Genomic DNA, 17442 nt, shown 5'->3' with positions numbered 1-17442 from the left:
TACCTGAGCCCGATGAACTATGAAAAGAACTGTTAACTTTATAACCGCTAAGCAAGTTTACTGTCCGTCAGTTTCGAAACACCTCATACTACAAGCCAGGCCTATTTCCCATACCCCACTTATCCGCTAACCTGGCAACCTCTTTTGCGGTGATGGGCAAGACGGTGCCATGGCGGGGATGGAAGTCCATTGTTACTTCTCTGAGGACACCTGGTCTCTGTCAAGAAAAGCCTCCTGAATATTTGTCTGGGTACCCTCAATTTTGCTTGACTGCGTTGCCTCTTTGTCTATGTGCACGCGATAGACAAAGAAAGCATCAAGTGCAGAAGGGAGATGGCAGGGTGGAATGATCAGTATCTGCTAACCATGATCCAAAACATCAAGTTTTGATACGTTTAACCTCCATTCTGCCAGGTTTCTTTACAGAATGACAGGTAGGTGTGTGTCTGCTTTTACTTGAATAAAACGGCTCTGCTCCTCGGAGAGGTAAAGCCGATTAATCTTTTGCTTCTTCCCCATACCTCTCAGAAAAAAAGTTTAATCCACGACCTGTCCCTACCGAGTGCCGGAATTACAGGTGCGGCTATTCCAGAGAGGTGCGTGGCCTATGCGGTCTGGGCGGCGCGCATTTTTTTCAGGTTCAGGAGCATGTCTGCGGTCATAGCGTCCAGGTTATACGCCGGTTGCCAGCCCCAGTCTTTCCGGGCCACGCTGTCGTCGATGCTCTGCGGCCACGAGGCGGCTATTTGCTGGCGGGCGTCTGGCTTGTAGATGATCTCGAAGTCAGGGATGTGCTTTCGGATGGAAGCGGTGATTTCCTCCGGTGAGAAACTCATCGCACCCAGATTATAGGAGTCGCGCACGCTGATCTGCGCGGCAGGCGCATGCATCAGATCGAGTGTGGCTTTCAGGGCATCCGGCATGTACATCATCGGCAGGTAGGTGTTCTCGCTTAGGAAGCACTCAAACGTCTCGCCCTCCAATGCCTTATGGTAGATATCCACGGCGTAGTCGGTGGTACCGCCGCCGGGCAGGGCCTTGTAGCCAATCAGGCCAGGGTAGCGGAGGCTACGCACATCGAGGCTATGCTTCTGGAAATAATACTCGCACCAGCGCTCGCCCGCCTGCTTGCTGATGCCATACACGGTGTTGGGGTCCATGAGGGTATGCTGGGGCGTGTGCTGGCGGGGAGTGCTGGGGCCAAACACGGCAATAGAGCTCGGCCAGTATACCTTGCTCACCTGCTGCTCCACGGCCAGGTCCAGCACGTTGAACAGGCCCTCCATGTTCAGGCGCCAGGCAAACTTGGGGTTGCGCTCGCCGGTGGCCGACAGCACGGCGGCCAGGTGGTAAATCTGGGTGAATTTATATTTGGACACCAGCGTGCCCAGTACGTTTGTGTCCAGCACATCCACCCGCTCAAACGGGCCGGAGTCGCGCAGTTCAGCGTGCTTAGGGGGTGCCACATCGGCTGCCACCACATTGCCGCCGCCATACAGCTCCCGGAGCGCCAGCGTAAGCTCTGATCCCAACTGCCCGCAGGCGCCTATCACTAATATCGTATCAGGGGTGTTTGCCATGGTTGCATCGAAATTTGTGCAAAGTAACCTATTTCAATCCAATCCTGAAAGCAGGGCATTTAAGAAAGAATACGCTGAATCAGAGGCCGTGAGCGCAATATTTATCCATTTAGGGGCTCTAGGTAACAGGATGGAAAATTTCCCCTGCAATCGTTGCAGGGCACTCAAAATTACAGATGCTGGGTTAAGGATTTTGCAATCCGAATTTGTTGCGCTTCGGGGGGTATAAACGACACAGCGGATTTTCTTATATTTGTAGAGCGTCCGGCGTTTTAAGCAAGAGTGCCGCCTGTATGCCTGCCCCCCGGTACGTTAGCAGGGCAACAGCAGGCAGGCTAAGCCTTTACAGTATGACATTCGAAGAATACCTGATAAAGAAGCGCGTAAAGCAGGCCGCCTTTGCGGCTGACGAACCTGCGCGCTTCGCGAAGTGGCAGGAAATGTACGCCCAGATGCACCCCAACAGCTTTGACGTGGCCGTGAAGATGCAGCTGAACAACGTGCGCCTGCACTACCACCTGGCAGAGGACGAGATACCGAAGCCTGCGCCAGCTACGGGCGCTGCGGCGGCACGCCCTGCCGCCCGCAGAGCGGCCCCTGCCCGTCCGGCTGCCACCGCTTCGGGCACGGCGGAGGTAAAGGCAGATGTTCCGCAGGAAACATCTGAGGAAAAAGAAGTTATACCTAAGCCACGTCCCGTGGTACGGCGTCCGGCTGCCTTGCCAAAGCCAGCCGCTGAAAGCGACGAGACCACGAAAGACGAGCAGGCCGCAGCACCGACTGCACGTCCAAAACCAGTGATAAAGCGCCCGGTTATACCCAAGCCTGCGTCTACGGATGATGCACCCGCTGCAAATGATGATGCCACACAGTCGGCTTCTGAAACTGACAAGCCCGCGCCGCGTCCGCGCCCGGTTATAAAAAGACCGGCAGCGCTACAGCCAAAACAGGAAGGGGGCGATACAGAAAACGCCAGCCCTGCCGCCCAGCAGCCTGCCGCCGCCGAAGATGCGTCTGCCGCAAAACCACCGCGCCCACGCCCGGTGATTAAACGCCCTGCCGCCTTGCAAAAACCTCCGGAGCAGGCAACTGACGCCGCAGCGCCAACGCCAGAGGAGGCCCCGAAACCCACACGGTCACGGCCCGTAATGAAGCGCCCGGCCGCTTTGCAAAAACCCGCTGAGCCAGATCAGGCCACCCCATTGCCAACGGATACGCTATCGGAAGCGTCCTCTATACCAGAGGATGCCCCAAAGCCGCCCCGGCCACGGCCTGTGATGAAGCGGCCCGCTGCGTTGCAACCGCCACCCGCCGAGGCGGCCGCGCCCGAAAGCACGCCAGCGCCGCAGGAGCCAACCGCGCCGGACGCAGCAGCCCAAAAACCGCCCAGGCCACGGCCCATCATAAAGCGACCTGTACCCCCGGTTCCTCTGGAAGAAGAAGGGGCAACGCCGGAAGCCGCAGCGGCGTCTCCTTCGCCGGAGCTGCCGGATGAGCCGCCGAAGCCAAAACCGCCACGACCGCGCCCGGTCATGCGCCGACCGCCAAAACCAGACGAAGGCGAGGCAACCGGCGTGTAGCCATACCCCATACCAAGCAATCACTAACTAACAACGAATACATGTACGGAACACTAAAAGCAGATTTAGCCCAGCAACTGGCCGAGATTCAGGAGGCAGGCCTATATAAGAAAGAGCGCATCATCACCACGCCGCAGGGCGCTGACATCGACACGACCCAGCAGCCGCATGTGCTGAACTTTTGCGCCAACAACTACTTGGGCCTCTCGGCGCACCCGCGCGTGATCGAGGCCGCGAAAGAAGCGATTGACACGCATGGCTACGGCATGAGCTCAGTGCGCTTTATATGCGGCACCCAGGACATACACAAAGAGCTGGAGCGGAAGATTTCGGAGTTTCTCGGCACCGAGGACACGATCCTGTACGCGGCCGCCTTCGATGCCAACGGCGGGGTGTTTGAGCCTCTGTTCGACGCCGAGTCGGCCATTATCTCCGATGCCCTGAACCACGCGTCTATCATCGACGGGGTGCGGCTGTGCAAAGCGCAACGCTTCCGCTACAACCACAACGACATGGCCGACCTAGAGGCGAAGCTGCAGGAGGCCAAAGGCGCGAAGCACCGCATCATCGTCACGGACGGCGCTTTCTCTATGGATGGCACGGTGGCCCAACTGGATAAGATTGTGGCTTTGGCAGAGCGGTATGAGGCGCTGATTATGGTAGACGACTGCCACAGCTCCGGCTTCATGGGCAAGACCGGGCGTGGCACGCACGAGTACCACAACGTGATGGGCCAGATCGACATTATCACGGGCACGCTGGGCAAGGCGCTTGGCGGCGCGATGGGCGGCTTTACCTCCGGCCGCAAGGAGATCATCGACATGCTGCGGCAGCGCTCGCGCCCCTACCTGTTCTCCAACTCGCTGGCGCCGTCTATCGTCGGGGCTTCTATCGCGGTGCTGGACTTGCTGAGCTCCACCACCGAGCTGCGTGACAAGCTGGAGTCGAACACGAAGTATTTCCGGGAGAAAATCACGGAGGCAGGCTTCGACATCAAGCCCGGCGATCACCCGATCGTGCCGGTGATGCTGTATGACGCACCGCTGGCGCAGGAGTTTGCCACCCGCATGCTCGACAAAGGCATTTACGTAATCGGCTTCTACTACCCGGTGGTGCCCAAAGGACAGGCGCGTATCCGGGTGCAACTCTCTGCCGTGCACGACAAAGCGCACATCGACAAGTGCCTTGCCGCTTTCGTGGAAGTGGGCAAAGAGCTGGGTGTGCTGCAATAGGTATACTTTTCCTGAAACACGAGGCAACGCCACTCCCGGATTTGGGAGTGGCGTTGCTATTTTATATCTTGAACAGGCAAAAAATCAGCGCAGCGATGAACAACATAAAGATCAGGCCAGGGCAGGTGTTAGTAGGCACCGTGCTGTCGTGGCTGGTGGTATCGTTTCTGGCATACTCCACGGCAGGCTTGCGCGGCGAGACACACGTCATCGGCACGCTGTTGCAAATTGCCTTCTACTTCTCGCTGCTGTTGTCGGTGGAGGCGTTTAGCAGTGTGCTGCTAAACCCGCAGTGGACGCGCATAAACTTCGGTATGATTTTGCTGCTCTGTGCCCCCGCCCTGCTCTATCTGCTGTGGTTCGTGAGTGAAAAGCTGTTTTAACTCCCCAAGCAGCCTGCCGCACCATGGACATACTCGCATACAACCCTTTTATTTCCTTACTGATTGCACTGAACTATGCCCTGGTGATTGTGTCGCTGGTGCACCTCATTTTTCGGACGCACTATACCGTGGGGCAGCGCCTCACCTGGATGGTGGTGCTGTGGATCGTGCCAGTGCTAGGGTCAGCCGCATACTGGTATACCCGGTACAGAAAAGGTTAATCTGAGCAGGCCGTGTGCAGCATTCCCGCTGTTGTCCGTTCTCCGAAATTCCCCTGCGCGGAGTGGCCGGTTATTTGTGCTACTGCTGCACGAATATTCTCAAATGAGCAAATTCTGTTTGATAATGGCATCAGTTTCATCCTGCCTAAACGAGGAACAGACCTAGTGCTCGACCAATTTAATTACCAGAAGTAGCGTTTGTTTTTAGATGAATAGAAACGACTTTTATGACTCATTTCTAATTCTTAATTTGGCGAAGCACTACCTCCCATTCTGTAAAAAAAAACCTGATTGAATTAGCTGCACTCTACAATTACAAGCGCTTGCCAGGTATAAATTGCCTACGCGGCGCTCGCGGATTTTTCTGGTGTGGCGGCTGGCGTGGCGCGTTGGTCTGTGTCGAAGAGGAACTGGTTGAGCTTGATGCGCAGGTCAGCGGAAGAAAGGTTGCGGTAGGCCTCGCCGTTGCGGACTAGTGCGATCTGCCCCGTCTCCTCTGACACTACCAGCACAATGCTGTCCGTGATCTCTGTCAAGCCGATGGCCGCGCGGTGGCGAAGTCCCATCGAGGCCGGTATGTCCTGGTTTTCGGAAACAGGCAGGATGCAGCGGGCCGCCTTGATGCGGTTGCCGGAAATAATAACCGCGCCATCGTGCAGGGGGCTGTTTTTGTTGAAGATCGACATGAGCAGGCGCTTCGAGATCACGGCATCGATCAAATCGCCGGACTCCGCGTAGTACTTCAACTCAGAGCTTTTCGCGAAAACGATCAGGGCACCCGTGTTTTTGCCGGCCAGTGTTTTGGAGGCTTCGATAAAGGGCGTCAGGCTAAGTTTTTCGCTTTGCTCGCGCCGCCACGGGAAGCTCCGGAAGAAGCGGTCGTTGTTGAAGGCGGTGGTCTTGCCGATCAGCAGCAGGAAGCGCCGTATCTCGGGCTGGAACACGATGATGGCGGCCAGCACCCCCACGCCCATAAACTGCCCCAGTATAATGGTGAGCAGCTCCATACCGGCGGCGCGCACCACCAGGTACAGCAGGTAAACAGAGAGCAGCCCCAAAAAAATCTTCAGCGCCACGCTGCCCGTCAGGAGCTTGTACAGTTGGTAGAGCAGCACCGTCACGAGCAGGATGTCAATGACATCGAGCAGCTCTATCTCTAAAAAACCTATACTGAATAAAAATATCAAAGTGTTGTTTTCTTGTAAAGTTGTATCGTTTGCTTCGTCTCTTTTACGTCGTGCACCCGCAAAATGGCTGCACCTTTCATCAACGCCACCATGTTGAGGGCTATTGTACCGGTAAGCGCATCGGCCTGCGCAATGGCCAGTGTTTTATACACCATCGATTTGCGGGATAGCCCCGCCAGCACAGGCACCCCGAAAATACGGAATTCGTCGAGGCGGCGCAGCATTTCGAAGTTATGGTCCGCCGTTTTGGCAAACCCGAAGCCGGGGTCCAGTATAATGTCCTTCACGCCCAGTTGCTTTAGCCGCGCAACCTGCGCCTGCAGCTCATCTACCACCTCCACCACCACATCGCTGTACTTAGCCAACGTGGTCATGGTCTGGGGCGTTCCACGCATGTGCATAAGTGTGTAGGGTACCTGCAGGTTGGCCACCGTCTCAAACATGCTTGCGTCCAGAGTGCCCCCCGCAATGTCGTTCACGATGGCGGCTCCCGCCCTCACGGCCGCCTCGGCCACTGGTGCCCTGAAGGTGTCTACGGAGATAACCGCGTCCGGAAAATTAGCGGCGATTGCCTCGATGGCCGGCACAACCCGGTCCAGTTCTTCCTGCACGGAGATGTCTGTGGCGCCGGGGCGCGAGGAGTAGCCCCCGACATCCAGTATGTCGGCGCCATCGGCCAGCATGGCCTGGGCCTTTTGCAGCACCTCTTCCGAAGAGTGGAGGCGGCTGCCGGCAAAGAAAGAATCAGGGGTGACATTCAAGATGCCCATCACCAGCGGGGCATCCAGAGAGAGGAGCTTTCCGCGGCAGTTCAGTGTGGTTTTTGTGCTAAAAAGCGTATCTTTCGCTTCCAATGTTTGGCATGTACGTCTGTATGATTTTAAAATTAAAGCTAAAAAGTTGATTAATCAAACACTTCAGGAATATGATCAGGTAGTGCAGCGCTGCAAAGACACCTTCGTGAAGAAAACAAAGGACTACGGCACCGCCTGGCGCATCCTGCGGCTGCCGTCCATCACGGATCAGATCTTCATCAAAGCCCAGCGCATCCGGTCTATTCAGGAGAAGGGCAGGCAACTGGTAGACGACGACATCAACGGCGAGTTTGTGGGCATTATCAACTACTGCGTGATTGCGCTGATGCAGCTCCACCTGCCCGCCGACGCCGACATGAACCTGCCCGCCGAGGAAGTGGAGCGGCAGTATACGCACCACATCGAGGAGAATGTAAAGCTGTTGAACGCCAAAAACCACGATTACGGCGAGGCCTGGCGCGACATGCGCGTGAGCTCCATCACCGACATCATCCTGATGAAACTATACCGCACCAAGCAGATAGAAGATAACGAAGGCCACACGCTGATCTCGGAGGGCGTGGAGGCGAACTACCGCGACATGATCAACTACGCTGTCTTCGCGCTGATTAAGTCGGGGTTTGCGGGGAAGTAATATCCAACCACCCCCTGCCCCCTCCTTGTCTAAGGAGGGGAGTCTTTATCGGTTCTTTGCCTCTCTTCGCTTCGTGGCTTAGGCATTTTATAATACTTTCAACTACTAAAGCTGTCCTGAAAACCTTCCCAAGCAGTAACTCCAACTCCCCTCCTGGGGGTAGGGGCCCTCGAAAAAGATAAGGAGGGGTTAGGGGTGGTTAGACCCGGAATTGCAACATTCAAAACTGAATCTAAACGTAACCAATGAAGTATATAAGCAAATTCTGCTGGCTGTTTGTGGGGGTGCTTTTCATATTTTCGGGCCTGATCAAGATCAACGACCCGGTAGGCACCGCCATCAAGCTAGAAGAGTATTTTGAGGTGTTCGCTACGGACATTTCTCCCGTGTTTAAATCGTTTGAGCCATACGCGCTGTTTCTGTCGGTGTTCCTGAGTGCGGCGGAGATTGTGCTGGGCGTGGCGCTGCTCGTGCGCTGGAGGCTGAAGATAATCCTGGGGGCTTTGCTGCTGATGATCGTGTTCTTCACGTTCCTGACCTTTTACTCGGCCTATTTCAATAAAGTAACGGATTGCGGATGCTTCGGCGACGCCATCAAGCTGACGCCTTGGGAGTCGTTTACGAAAGACGTGGTGCTGCTCGCGATGATCCTGGTGCTGGTGTTTACGCAACACTACCTGAAGCCATTCATGCGGCCTGCCTCCGGGGCGGTTATCACCATCATCACAGCAGCTATCTCCATCATGGTGGGCTGGTATGCCTACGAGCACCTGCCCTACATCGACTTCCGCGCCTACAAAGTGGGCAACGACATCCCCCGGCTCATGCAGCCGTTGGCACCGCTGCGCTACAAATACATCATGGCAAAGGGCGGGCAGCAGCAGGAGTTTGAGACATACCCTACCGATACCACCTATACCTTTAAGGAGATGGTGGCGATAAACCCGGAAGACGGCCCCAAGATCACCGACTTTAATGTATGGAACGATGAGGGCGACTTTACGCAGGAGGTGCTAACGGGCAAGAAACTGCTGATTATTGTGCAGCGCGTGGACAAGGCCGAGACAGGCAACTTCGACAAGATCAAAAAGCTGGTGAAAGCAGCGGAGAAGCAGGGCATCGCACCGATAGTGGTGACCAACAGCAGCGGGCAAGAGTTTGAGGTGTTTCGGCACGAGATGAACTTAGCCGTTCCATATTATTATGGCGACGGCACGGTGCTGAAAACCATTATCCGTTCCAACCCCGGTATCCTGCTGCTGCAGGACGGCGTGGTGAAAGGCAAATGGCACAACAACGACACACCGGACATAGAGGAGGTCGCATCGTTGATCGATAATCGATAATCGTTGCTCGTTGCTCGTGTTTCGCTGAAGATAAATCGTTATGATTATATAGGAGAAAAGCTGTCAACGAAGGGCTGAATGGGTAACATCGAAAAACGGATAACGAAACACGCTAAACGAAGCAAATGAAATTCCTGGGATATATACTGAGCCGCTTGGGGCATGGCCTGCTGATTATGCTGGGCGTGCTGGTGGCGGTGTTCTTCCTGTTCAACGTGCTGCCCGGCGACCCCGTGGCGCTGCTGGCGGGGCAGCGCTCCGACCTGGCCACCCGCGAAGCCATCACCAAAGATCTGGGCCTGGACAAGCCCCTGCCCCAGCAACTGCTCTACTACCTGAACGACGTGTCGCCGCTCTCGGTGCATGAGGACAAAGCAGCAAACCAGGAGAAATATGCCTACACGCCGCTGGTGGATTTTGGGGCGGATGTGCTGGTGTGGAAGACACCATACCTGCGCCGCTCATTCCAGAGCAACAAAAGCGTGACCGACATTCTGCTCGACCACTTTACCGGCACCCTCTGGCTGGCCGCTGCCGCCATGCTTATCGCCACCGTGTTCGGCATCCTGTTTGGGGTGCTGGCCTCGCTGCGGCCGCATAGCTGGCTCGACCATACCCTGATTACCACATCGGTGCTGGGCATCTCGGTGCCCTCCTTTGTGGCCGCCATCCTGATTGCGATCACCTTTGGCTTTTACTGGAGCGACTGGACAGGCCTGAGCCTGACGGGGCAGCTCTATGAGATAGATGCCTTTGCGGGGCGGCAGTTGATGCTGCACAACCTGCTGCTGCCTGCCGTTGCCCTGGGCATCCGGCCACTGGCCATTGTGGTGCAGCTTACCCGCAGCTCTATGCTCGACGTGATGGGGCAGGATTACATCCGGACGGCGCGGGCCAAAGGGCTTAGCCGCTACCGGGTAATAGCGGACCACGCCCTGAAGAACGCCCTGAACCCCGTGGTGACGGCTGTGTCGGGGTGGCTGGCGTCGCTGATGGCGGGTGCCTTTTTTATTGAGTACATCTTCAACTGGAAAGGACTGGGAGCTGTAACCCTACAGGCGGTGCAGAACCTTGACTTCCCGCTGGTGATGGGGGCCACGCTTTTTGTCGCCTTCCTGTTTGTGCTCATCAACATCTTTGTAGACGTGCTCTATGCCCTGCTGGACCCGCGGGTGAAGCTCGAGTAATGAATTCCGAATCACGGGTTCCGGGTTGTGCGAACGATAGACGCTGGCAGCCAGGGTAACACATCTAATTTTTTAATTTCTAATTTTTAATTTAGAAGAATGATCATCTTCTTAGTCGGTATGATGGGCAGCGGGAAAACGACCCTTGGCAGACAACTGGCGGCCCAACTGCAGCACCCCTTCGTGGATCTGGACACGTTTCTGGAGCAACGGGAGGGGCGCACCATTGCCCAGCTGTTTGCGCAGGAGGGGCAGGAGCGCTTCCGGGCATTAGAGCGCCAGGCGCTGGAGGCGGTGGTGCGGGAGCATGCCCAGGCCGTGGTCTCTACGGGTGGCGGCGCTCCCTGCTTCTTCGATAACATGGAGTATATGAGCCGCCACGGGAAAACTTTTTTTCTGGATGTGCCTGTTGCGGAGATCTGTAAAAGGCTGTCTGCCTCCGACTTGCAGGTGCGGCCCCTACTGGCCGGGAAGACGGAAGAGGAGGTGATGTTATTCCTCGTCGAAACATTAAACCACCGCAGGCAGTTTTACCAACGTGCCGATGCCACGGTGCAGGGAGCAGGTATAACCAGTGCCCAGTTAGAGCAGTTGCTCAACAATAACCAGGCATGACCGTTAAATGGGTATACTTGCCATTGCAATGCATCAAGAAATCAAAAAATAAGTATTTTTGCAACCTCAATATCAAGCAAAATATTTCAATGAAACCGAACCATAAAGGGCGCGCGCAGATCTTCAAAAATCCTGTGCTTGAAAGACTGACCAGAACGCATATTGCCTACCCTATCTCCATCTTTGTTGCCATCGCCACAGGATTAGTGTATTATGGCATCACACACAGCTTTATCGGGGTGATAGAGGCTTTAGGCCTGTTTGTGGCCGGCTGGCTGCTGTTTTCGCTGCTGGAGTATGCGGCACACCGCTTCATTTTCCATATGGAAACGGACACGCCCACCAAAGCGAAGATTCAGTATACCTTCCACGGAAACCACCACGACTTCCCGAAAGACAAGGACCGGCTGGCCATGCCGCCCATCGTGAGCGTGTTTATCTCCTCGCTGCTGTTTTTCGTGTTTAAGCTGGTGTTCGGCAACTTCGTGTTCGGCATACTGGCCGGGCTGCTTTTCGGCTACGCCATGTACCTGTTTGTGCATTATGCCGTGCATGCCTACGCTCCGCCCAAAAACTTCCTGAAAACGCTTTGGGTTCACCACAGCATTCACCACTACAAAGACCCGAACGTAGCGTATGGCGTATCGTCGCCGCTCTGGGACTATGTGCTGGGCACCATGCCCAAGCGCACGAGGTAAACACCGCAAAAAGAAAGGGAGCCGTTTCGGGCTCCCTTTCTTTTTGCGTCTACTGCAGATGCTATCTTCGCAGCTTTCTGAAAAGCCAGAAAATAAGCACGACCACCAGCACAATCACGATGATGGCGGTATAGGCACCGGCCTTAAATATATCTCCAACAATTTCACAACTGCTCAGCGTCAGCATCAGCAGCACGAGCATTGGCATAAGGTATGACTTTATGTTTTTCATTTTCTAAACGTTAGATTCTGATTGGTTAATTTTTGCTGTATGCGGCAAAGCATCGCTATCTGGTTATATGACAATATTGCCACGATAGCTATTTACTGCTTCAGCGCGAAAAGGTTGAGTTAAGGTGCCTGGGGCAGGAAACATTCCCGCTAGCCTTTCCCGGCGAATGTGCGTAGTACTGAAGGCTTCTTCCTACCCCTGCTTCAGCCCGTGCGGGGTATGGGTATGCCCGGTGCGGGGCTGCAAAGCGGGCTTTGGCCTTGTCTGCCGCATTTTGCCGTTTCAGCAGTAAATTAAGGAAGTATATAGCTGCATCGGCACCAGATAGGGTATATATTTGCATTCTGAGCAAATACATGCAGTGTTAGTGGTATGGTGGCAAGGAGCGCAAGTGCTTTGAAATCAAGACAAGGATACGGGACCAGAAGCGACGGTCTGTAGCCCGAGAGCCAAATTTGAAGCAGGCCGCAAACACTTTTATTAACCGAATGTTCTTTTACCATAGTTATTTACAATGAACAAGAATACTACTTCTTCAGGTCCTGATGTGGTGTTGATTGGTGCCGGCATCATGAGCGCCACACTGGGTGTGCTGCTGAAAGAGCTGCAGCCCGACCTGACCATCGATATATATGAGCGGCTGGATGTGGCCGCCGCGGAGAGCTCTGACGCCTGGAACAACGCCGGGACGGGCCACTCGGCTTTTTGCGAGCTTAATTATACCCCCGAGCTTGCCGACGGGTCCATCGAAACCGGCAAAGCCGTTAAAATAGCCGAGTCATTCGAGGAGTCGAAGCAGTTCTGGGCCTACCTCATCCAGCAGAACCTCATCACGATACCCGAAAACTTTATCCGGAGCATTCCGCACATGAGCTTTGTGTGGGGCGACGCCAACGTCAACTTCCTGGACAAGCGCCATAAGGCCCTTACGGCATGCAGCCTCTTTCAGGGGATGCAGTACTCAGAGGACCCCGACCAGCTAGACGAGTGGATGCCCCTGATTATGCAGGGGCGCAGCAAAGCCCAGAAAGTAGCGGCCACCCGCATGGACATCGGCACAGACGTGAACTTTGGGGAGCTGACGCGCTGCATGTTCGACCTGCTGAAGGGTATGGACGGCGTGACGATGCACTTTAACCACGAGGTGCGCAAGCTCAAGCGGCAGGACGATGGCAGCTGGCAGGTGAAAGTGAAAGACAGAGCCTCAGGAAACAAGAAAAAGGTGAAAACGCGCTTTGTGTTTATCGGGGCTGGCGGCGGCTCGCTGTACCTGCTCGAGAAATCAGGCATACCGGAAGGCAAGGGGTATGGCGGCTTCCCGGTGAGCGGGCAGTGGCTGAAATGCACCAACCCGGAAGTTATCCAGGATCATCAGGCCAAAGTGTATGGCAAGGCTGCCGTGGGCTCGCCGCCCATGTCGGTGCCGCACCTGGACACGCGCATGATCAATGGCAAGCGCGAGTTGCTCTTCGGGCCGTATGCCGGTTTCTCCACGAAGTTCCTGAAAAGCGGTTCCTACTTCGATCTTCCTCGCTCCATTAAGGTAAACAACCTGCGGCCGATGATGGTGGCAGGCATCAAGAACATCCCGCTTACTAAGTACCTGATCAACCAGGTGCGGCAGTCGCCCGAGGACCGCATGTACGCGCTGCGCGAGTATTTCCCGAACGCCCGACGAGAGGACTGGGAACTGGAGATGGCCGGTCAGCGGGTGCAGGTGATCAAGAAAGACCCGAAGCATGGCGGAGTGCTGGAGTTCGGCACCGAGGTGGTAAGCGCCTCCGACGGTTCAATCGCGGCCCTTCTAGGGGCCTCGCCGGGAGCCTCTACTGCCGTCTCGATTATGCTGGGGCTGCTGGAGCGCTGCTTCAAAGATAGGCTGAACTCAACGGAGTGGCAGGAAAAGCTCAGGCTGATGATCCCCTCTTACGGAGAGTCGCTGGCGAGCAACCCACAGCTGCTGGAGCAGGTGCGGGAGCACACCAGCGAGGTGCTTGGCCTGACGAACGTTCAAGAAGCTCGCTAGGGACAGCGCTAGGTATAAATTTTGAAAAATGAGCGTTGCCGTGATCTGGCAGCGCGTTTATACATACACGAAGTCCTTCAGCCGGGTGCGGATACCCTAATGTCCGCACCCGGCTGAAGGACTTTTTTAATGGGCACCTCATCGGTATACCCTACTCGAATGGGTTTTGTGTATCGGAGTCTTTTCGGGCAGTAGGTACTGCAAACTGCCATACCCAATCTCCGCCCCATCAGGCTATATCCAATCAACTTTTCCAACAGCTTCCCTGCTTCTAACTGCTCTGCCAGAAATGCAAGGGTATACCGCAGTGTTCAGGAAGTTTGTGATTTTGGAATCTACAAACACTGGCGCAAGCGTCCGCTTGTGCCATAGCGCGAAAAATGCATACCAGTTCTTCGAAAAAATGAACCATAATGTATGATTAACTCACCTTCTGGAGGCATGTGTAGCTGAAAGCTAATCTATAAACAGGGCGCTTCTTGCCGTTCTCAATATAATTATACTTTATTCAGAACAATTTTATATTGAAATAAGTATGCTCAGTGGAATGTGCCCTTTGCTGGGCGTAGGCAACAATACTACCTGTGGCTACATGCATGCATTCCAAGGGCCGTGTACTGGCGAGTTAAGCTTTTCGCCTTTCGACCATATCCGGGAAACCTAATAAACCTACATAACTATGAAACCACATTTACAGGACTCAGGCAACTTCTCTCATCTTTACAAAGCACAGGTTCTACGTGGCCATACCTGCTATTTTCTGGTGCTAGGCATGCTGCTCTTTATCTTTCCGCAGCTGTTGTTTGCGCAACTTACGGAGCAATGGAAAACACCTATCAGAGCAAGCGGAGCAGGGGAAAACGTAAAAATCATACATACCAAAGCAGACCACCAGGGCAATCTGCTGGTGCTGGCGAGCAGAGAGGCCAACGGTGCCGCAGAGAAGATGCAGCTGCAAAAGTTGAACGCGGCGGGCAATGTGTTGTGGCAAGCCACCCTTCAGTCCGGCCTGGAGGAAAAACCGCGTGTACTGGCGCTGGATGCTGCAGGCAATGCCTATGTGCTGATCCAGCTGCGGGAAAACGACACAGATGTAGGAGGCACACTGGCCAAGTTCTCATCGGATGGGGATTTGCTGTGGGCTGCCGCCAGGGAAGGGGCTACGGCAGACATGAACTCGATGGCAGATTTGCTGCTGACTGAAAACGATATATATGTGGCAGGCAATGGTGGGGACAACCGCAACCCGAAAATCCTACTCCGCAAACTTGATTTAGCAGGGCAGGTGATGTGGGAGCAGGTATACAATGGTGGCTTCGGAGTTAAGCTTGCCGCCGATGGGACGCAGCGCATCGTGCTGGCCGGGTCAAAGGATGTATACCTGCCATCCAGCGCAGAGTTGTCTAACGTGTTGCTGCTGAGCTACGAGGCCAGCACCGGGAGCCTTCACTTCGACAGAAACTATAACTACCTCTTCAAAAACGGCTCTTCTGTTCACAACGGGTATGATACACCTGCCGACCTGCACATTTCCCCGGCTGGCGAAATCTTGGTGGTGTCAAATTCCTCGCCCTACCCCTATGTATATGATGTGGTGCTGATGAAAACAGACCGGCAAGGCAACAAACTTTGGCAAACAGGCATAGGCAAGAAGTGGCCGCTCGGAGGAGTAGATGAGAGCATGGCCCTGTACCGCGATGCCGCCTTTGCCCCGGATGGCAGCGTGGTGGTGCTGACAATGGAGGCCCTTTACCGGCGCCCGCCCAACTATGGTATGGTCAGGGTCAGCGGGGAAGGAAAGCGGCTATGGTCCAAAACCTTCAACACAGTGACCGGCGACACGGTTATGATGCCTAATGTAAACGACACGGTTGCGGTTGTGCAACCGGAGGCTTTGGCGCTGGACAAGGCAGGGAATATTGCTGTTATAGCAGAGGCAGGCCGCAAGGTGCTGGGCCATACCTCGTTTCTGGGCTGGGTGTATGAGGAGCCGACTGTGCCCGTGACACGGCTATATGCGCCGGATGGCAGTTTGCTTTGGGAGCAGCAAGTCGCAGGAGGGAACGATCTGTTGTTCGATGTATCCGGGAACCTGTACATCACAGGCGCAATGGGTGGGAAAGGCGATCGTCAGGCGTTTGTGTGGAAATACAAAACAGCAGAGGCCTGCCACATACCGGTGCGCGTAAAGCTAAGCCTACCGCCTTTTGCCATGAAAGCGGGGGAACAGGTGCGCACTACCGCTGATTTCGGGACCTATATAGCACTGACTGAGGCTGGCGTAAGGTGGAGTTGGGGAGACAATAGCACCTCCATCTCCTACACCCTCCCTGACAACCCGCGCATCACCGGGCAGCACCGGTATACGGCGGCGGGCATCTATACAATTGGGCTCGACGTCTCGCAAAGTTGCCTGCAACCTGTTTCAGACGATTACCGCCAGGAGATGGTGATCTTTGATCCGGCGGCGGGCAACGTGTCGGGTGCGGGGCTGCTTCGCGTGCCGGCAGAGTCGCCAGCCATGGGTACGTCGGCGTTTGCCTTTGCCGCACGGTATACAACAAATGACGCCTTTGCAAAGCCCTCGGGAGCGGCCCTTTTTGTGCTCAACAGTAGCCATATCCTCTTCAGTAAATCCCTCGACTGGCTGGTCATCAAAGATAACCGTGCGGCCCTGCAGGGTATCGGTACGGTAAATGGAAAGGGCCGCTTCAAGTTTGTGGCCACCATGGAAGACGGCGGAGGAGCAGGACTGAATGATGCCGCTGACCAGCTGCGCCTGCAGGTATGGGACTTAAATGCCTACGGCAAACTGGTGTACGACAACTCTGCCGCTAGCCAACGCCTCAGCCTGGTGCAGCAATTGCCAGGTATCGGCGGAGGGCAGGTTCTCATCAACCACAAGCAGCCAGACCCACTGTTTGCCCAGTACCTGCAGCAGGCGCTGGAGGGCAACGGCCCACTGCCCGAGCTCGTGGCTTACCCGAACCCCTTTTCCGACAAAACCACCATCAACTTTGCGCTGGAGCACGGCGGCAGTTACGCTATCGACCTGTATGACATGAAAGGCACGCGCATCCGGCAGCTACAGAAAGGCACGGCCGCGGCTAAAACTAATGTTATAGTAGATGTAGACGGGGCTACTCTGGCGCAAGGTATCTACCTGGCCCGCCTCCAGACAGACACTGGCATGAAGACCGTAAAGCTGCTGCTAAATAAGTAGCGGAATCGGGAGTTTTCCATCAGCATCGGGAGCTATTGGGGTTTGTGGGAGGAAGAATCAGGGGTGTGCAAGGGCTGGCTATAGTAGCGTAGTTTTTCCCAGCCCCTGATCTATTATAGAATCACCCCTATGTAGTATATCCCGGAAATGCAGGTACTGTTTATTGCACTAAATATGGGTGCGATTTTACTTTGAAAGCAAATTCAAGTACTGAAGAATACCCTCTTCGCCGTGCTGTAGTGATATTGTTCAATTCTTAAATTGTGCCATCTTAGCGATGCTATCTAGATTTGCCAGTTTCGCCTTTAGCCATACGCCTTCCTATGTAATTTTTATCGTTGTGCCGAACACTTGGTTGTTTGTCAAAAATAGCTACAGGGCACAAAAAGTGATTTTAAAGTAAGCGATCACTTTTTCGCTTAAAAGTTTTTTTGTGTGTTATACACTGCTTATATTTAGCTATATAAATCAAAATAAGACACG

Annotated in this window: 16 protein-coding genes; 11 read left to right on the top strand and 5 right to left on the bottom strand. The window is 54.7% G+C overall.

The features are described 5' to 3' along the window. Positions 1–192: 192 nt before the first annotated feature. Together MKJ04_RS22905 and MKJ04_RS20365 are read right to left on the bottom strand one after the other, a co-directional pair. The gene (locus MKJ04_RS22905; RefSeq protein ID WP_241643691.1) at positions 193–297 is read right to left on the bottom strand and encodes a Fic/DOC family N-terminal domain-containing protein; all 105 of its coding nucleotides are present in this window, start codon (positions 295–297) and stop codon (positions 193–195) included. A gap of 308 nt (positions 298–605) precedes the next feature. Next, entirely contained in the window at positions 606–1580 is a 975-nt protein-coding gene (locus tag MKJ04_RS20365) for an NAD-dependent epimerase/dehydratase family protein (protein ID WP_241643689.1), read from the bottom strand. A 350-nt stretch (positions 1581–1930) separates the two neighbouring features. Here MKJ04_RS20365 and MKJ04_RS20360 point away from each other — a divergent pair, with 350 nt between their 5' ends. From MKJ04_RS20360 to MKJ04_RS20345, 4 genes are all read left to right on the top strand, one after another. Continuing rightward, entirely contained in the window at positions 1931–3160 is a 1230-nt protein-coding gene (locus MKJ04_RS20360) for a hypothetical protein (protein ID WP_241643693.1), read from the top strand. Positions 3161–3201: 41 nt separating this feature from the next. Further along, on the top strand, positions 3202–4392 hold the full coding sequence (gene kbl / locus MKJ04_RS20355) for a glycine C-acetyltransferase (RefSeq protein ID WP_241643687.1): 1191 nt from the start codon (positions 3202–3204) through the stop codon (positions 4390–4392). Positions 4393–4487: 95 nt separating this feature from the next. Continuing rightward, the gene (locus tag MKJ04_RS20350; protein WP_241643685.1) at positions 4488–4775 is read left to right on the top strand and encodes a hypothetical protein; all 288 of its coding nucleotides are present in this window, start codon (positions 4488–4490) and stop codon (positions 4773–4775) included. 23 nt (positions 4776–4798) lie between these two features. Beyond that, on the top strand, positions 4799–4996 hold the full coding sequence (locus MKJ04_RS20345; protein ID WP_241643683.1) for a PLDc N-terminal domain-containing protein: 198 nt from the start codon (positions 4799–4801) through the stop codon (positions 4994–4996). Between the two features lie 341 nt (positions 4997–5337). Here MKJ04_RS20345 and cdaA read toward each other — a convergent pair whose 3' ends face one another. Both cdaA and folP read right to left on the bottom strand, forming a co-directional pair. Further along, positions 5338–6183, bottom strand: a complete 846-nt coding sequence (gene cdaA, locus MKJ04_RS20340) for a diadenylate cyclase CdaA (protein ID WP_241643680.1) — start codon at positions 6181–6183, stop codon at positions 5338–5340. Continuing rightward, positions 6180–7037, bottom strand: a complete 858-nt coding sequence (gene folP, locus MKJ04_RS20335) for a dihydropteroate synthase (protein ID WP_241643677.1) — start codon at positions 7035–7037, stop codon at positions 6180–6182. The genes cdaA and folP overlap by 4 nt, the downstream gene beginning before the upstream one ends. A gap of 46 nt (positions 7038–7083) precedes the next feature. On the opposite strand from folP, the gene MKJ04_RS20330 reads away from it, so the two are divergent. From MKJ04_RS20330 to MKJ04_RS20310, 5 genes are all read left to right on the top strand, one after another. Continuing rightward, complete coding sequence (locus MKJ04_RS20330) at positions 7084–7632, top strand: DUF1599 domain-containing protein (protein ID WP_241643675.1); 549 nt, start codon at positions 7084–7086, stop codon at positions 7630–7632. A gap of 245 nt (positions 7633–7877) precedes the next feature. After that, positions 7878–8978 (top strand): BT_3928 family protein, encoded by a 1101-nt coding sequence (locus MKJ04_RS20325; RefSeq protein WP_241643673.1) that lies wholly within the window; start codon positions 7878–7880, stop codon positions 8976–8978. 125 nt (positions 8979–9103) lie between these two features. Next, positions 9104–10165, top strand: a complete 1062-nt coding sequence (locus MKJ04_RS20320) for an ABC transporter permease (protein WP_241643671.1) — start codon at positions 9104–9106, stop codon at positions 10163–10165. A gap of 99 nt (positions 10166–10264) precedes the next feature. After that, positions 10265–10780, top strand: coding sequence for a shikimate kinase (locus MKJ04_RS20315; RefSeq protein ID WP_241643669.1), 516 nt, complete (start codon positions 10265–10267; stop codon positions 10778–10780). 89 nt (positions 10781–10869) lie between these two features. After that, positions 10870–11478: a sterol desaturase family protein gene (locus MKJ04_RS20310; RefSeq protein WP_241643667.1), complete on the top strand. Its 609-nt coding sequence runs from the start codon at positions 10870–10872 to the stop codon at positions 11476–11478. 61 nt (positions 11479–11539) lie between these two features. Here MKJ04_RS20310 and MKJ04_RS20305 read toward each other — a convergent pair whose 3' ends face one another. Then, positions 11540–11710 carry a hypothetical protein gene (locus MKJ04_RS20305; RefSeq protein ID WP_241643665.1) on the bottom strand — a complete coding sequence of 57 codons (171 nt, stop codon included), beginning with the start codon at positions 11708–11710 and terminating at the stop codon, positions 11540–11542. Between the two features lie 514 nt (positions 11711–12224). Here MKJ04_RS20305 and MKJ04_RS20300 point away from each other — a divergent pair. After that, positions 12225–13736: a malate:quinone oxidoreductase gene (locus MKJ04_RS20300; RefSeq protein WP_241643663.1), complete on the top strand. Its 1512-nt coding sequence runs from the start codon at positions 12225–12227 to the stop codon at positions 13734–13736. Between the two features lie 679 nt (positions 13737–14415). After that, positions 14416–16959, top strand: coding sequence for a T9SS type A sorting domain-containing protein (locus MKJ04_RS20295; protein ID WP_241643661.1), 2544 nt, complete (start codon positions 14416–14418; stop codon positions 16957–16959). Positions 16960–17442: the final 483 nt, after the last annotated feature.

The sequence above is a fragment of the Pontibacter sp. E15-1 genome (genome assembly GCF_022601975.1).
In the GTDB taxonomy this organism is placed as follows: Bacteria; Bacteroidota; Bacteroidia; order Cytophagales; family Hymenobacteraceae; genus Pontibacter.
The sequence above is the reverse complement of the archived record's forward strand: the minus strand, read 5'-3'. Positions and strand labels throughout refer to the sequence as shown.

Bases quoted from the DNA above. Each gene is read 5' to 3' on its own strand.
- MKJ04_RS20365 (WP_241643689.1), bottom strand. From the start codon at position 1,580: ATGGCAAACACCCCTGATACGATATTAGTGATAGGCGCCTGCGGGCAG.
- MKJ04_RS20360 (WP_241643693.1), top strand. From the start codon at position 1,931: ATGACATTCGAAGAATACCTGATAAAGAAGCGCGTAAAGCAGGCCGCC.
- kbl (WP_241643687.1), top strand. From the start codon at position 3,202: ATGTACGGAACACTAAAAGCAGATTTAGCCCAGCAACTGGCCGAGATT.
- MKJ04_RS20350 (WP_241643685.1), top strand. From the start codon at position 4,488: ATGAACAACATAAAGATCAGGCCAGGGCAGGTGTTAGTAGGCACCGTG.
- MKJ04_RS20345 (WP_241643683.1), top strand. From the start codon at position 4,799: ATGGACATACTCGCATACAACCCTTTTATTTCCTTACTGATTGCACTG.
- MKJ04_RS20325 (WP_241643673.1), top strand. From the start codon at position 7,878: ATGAAGTATATAAGCAAATTCTGCTGGCTGTTTGTGGGGGTGCTTTTC.
- MKJ04_RS20320 (WP_241643671.1), top strand. From the start codon at position 9,104: ATGAAATTCCTGGGATATATACTGAGCCGCTTGGGGCATGGCCTGCTG.
- MKJ04_RS20315 (WP_241643669.1), top strand. From the start codon at position 10,265: ATGATCATCTTCTTAGTCGGTATGATGGGCAGCGGGAAAACGACCCTT.
- MKJ04_RS20310 (WP_241643667.1), top strand. From the start codon at position 10,870: ATGAAACCGAACCATAAAGGGCGCGCGCAGATCTTCAAAAATCCTGTG.
- MKJ04_RS20305 (WP_241643665.1), bottom strand. From the start codon at position 11,710: ATGAAAAACATAAAGTCATACCTTATGCCAATGCTCGTGCTGCTGATG.
- MKJ04_RS20300 (WP_241643663.1), top strand. From the start codon at position 12,225: ATGAACAAGAATACTACTTCTTCAGGTCCTGATGTGGTGTTGATTGGT.
- MKJ04_RS20295 (WP_241643661.1), top strand. From the start codon at position 14,416: ATGAAACCACATTTACAGGACTCAGGCAACTTCTCTCATCTTTACAAA.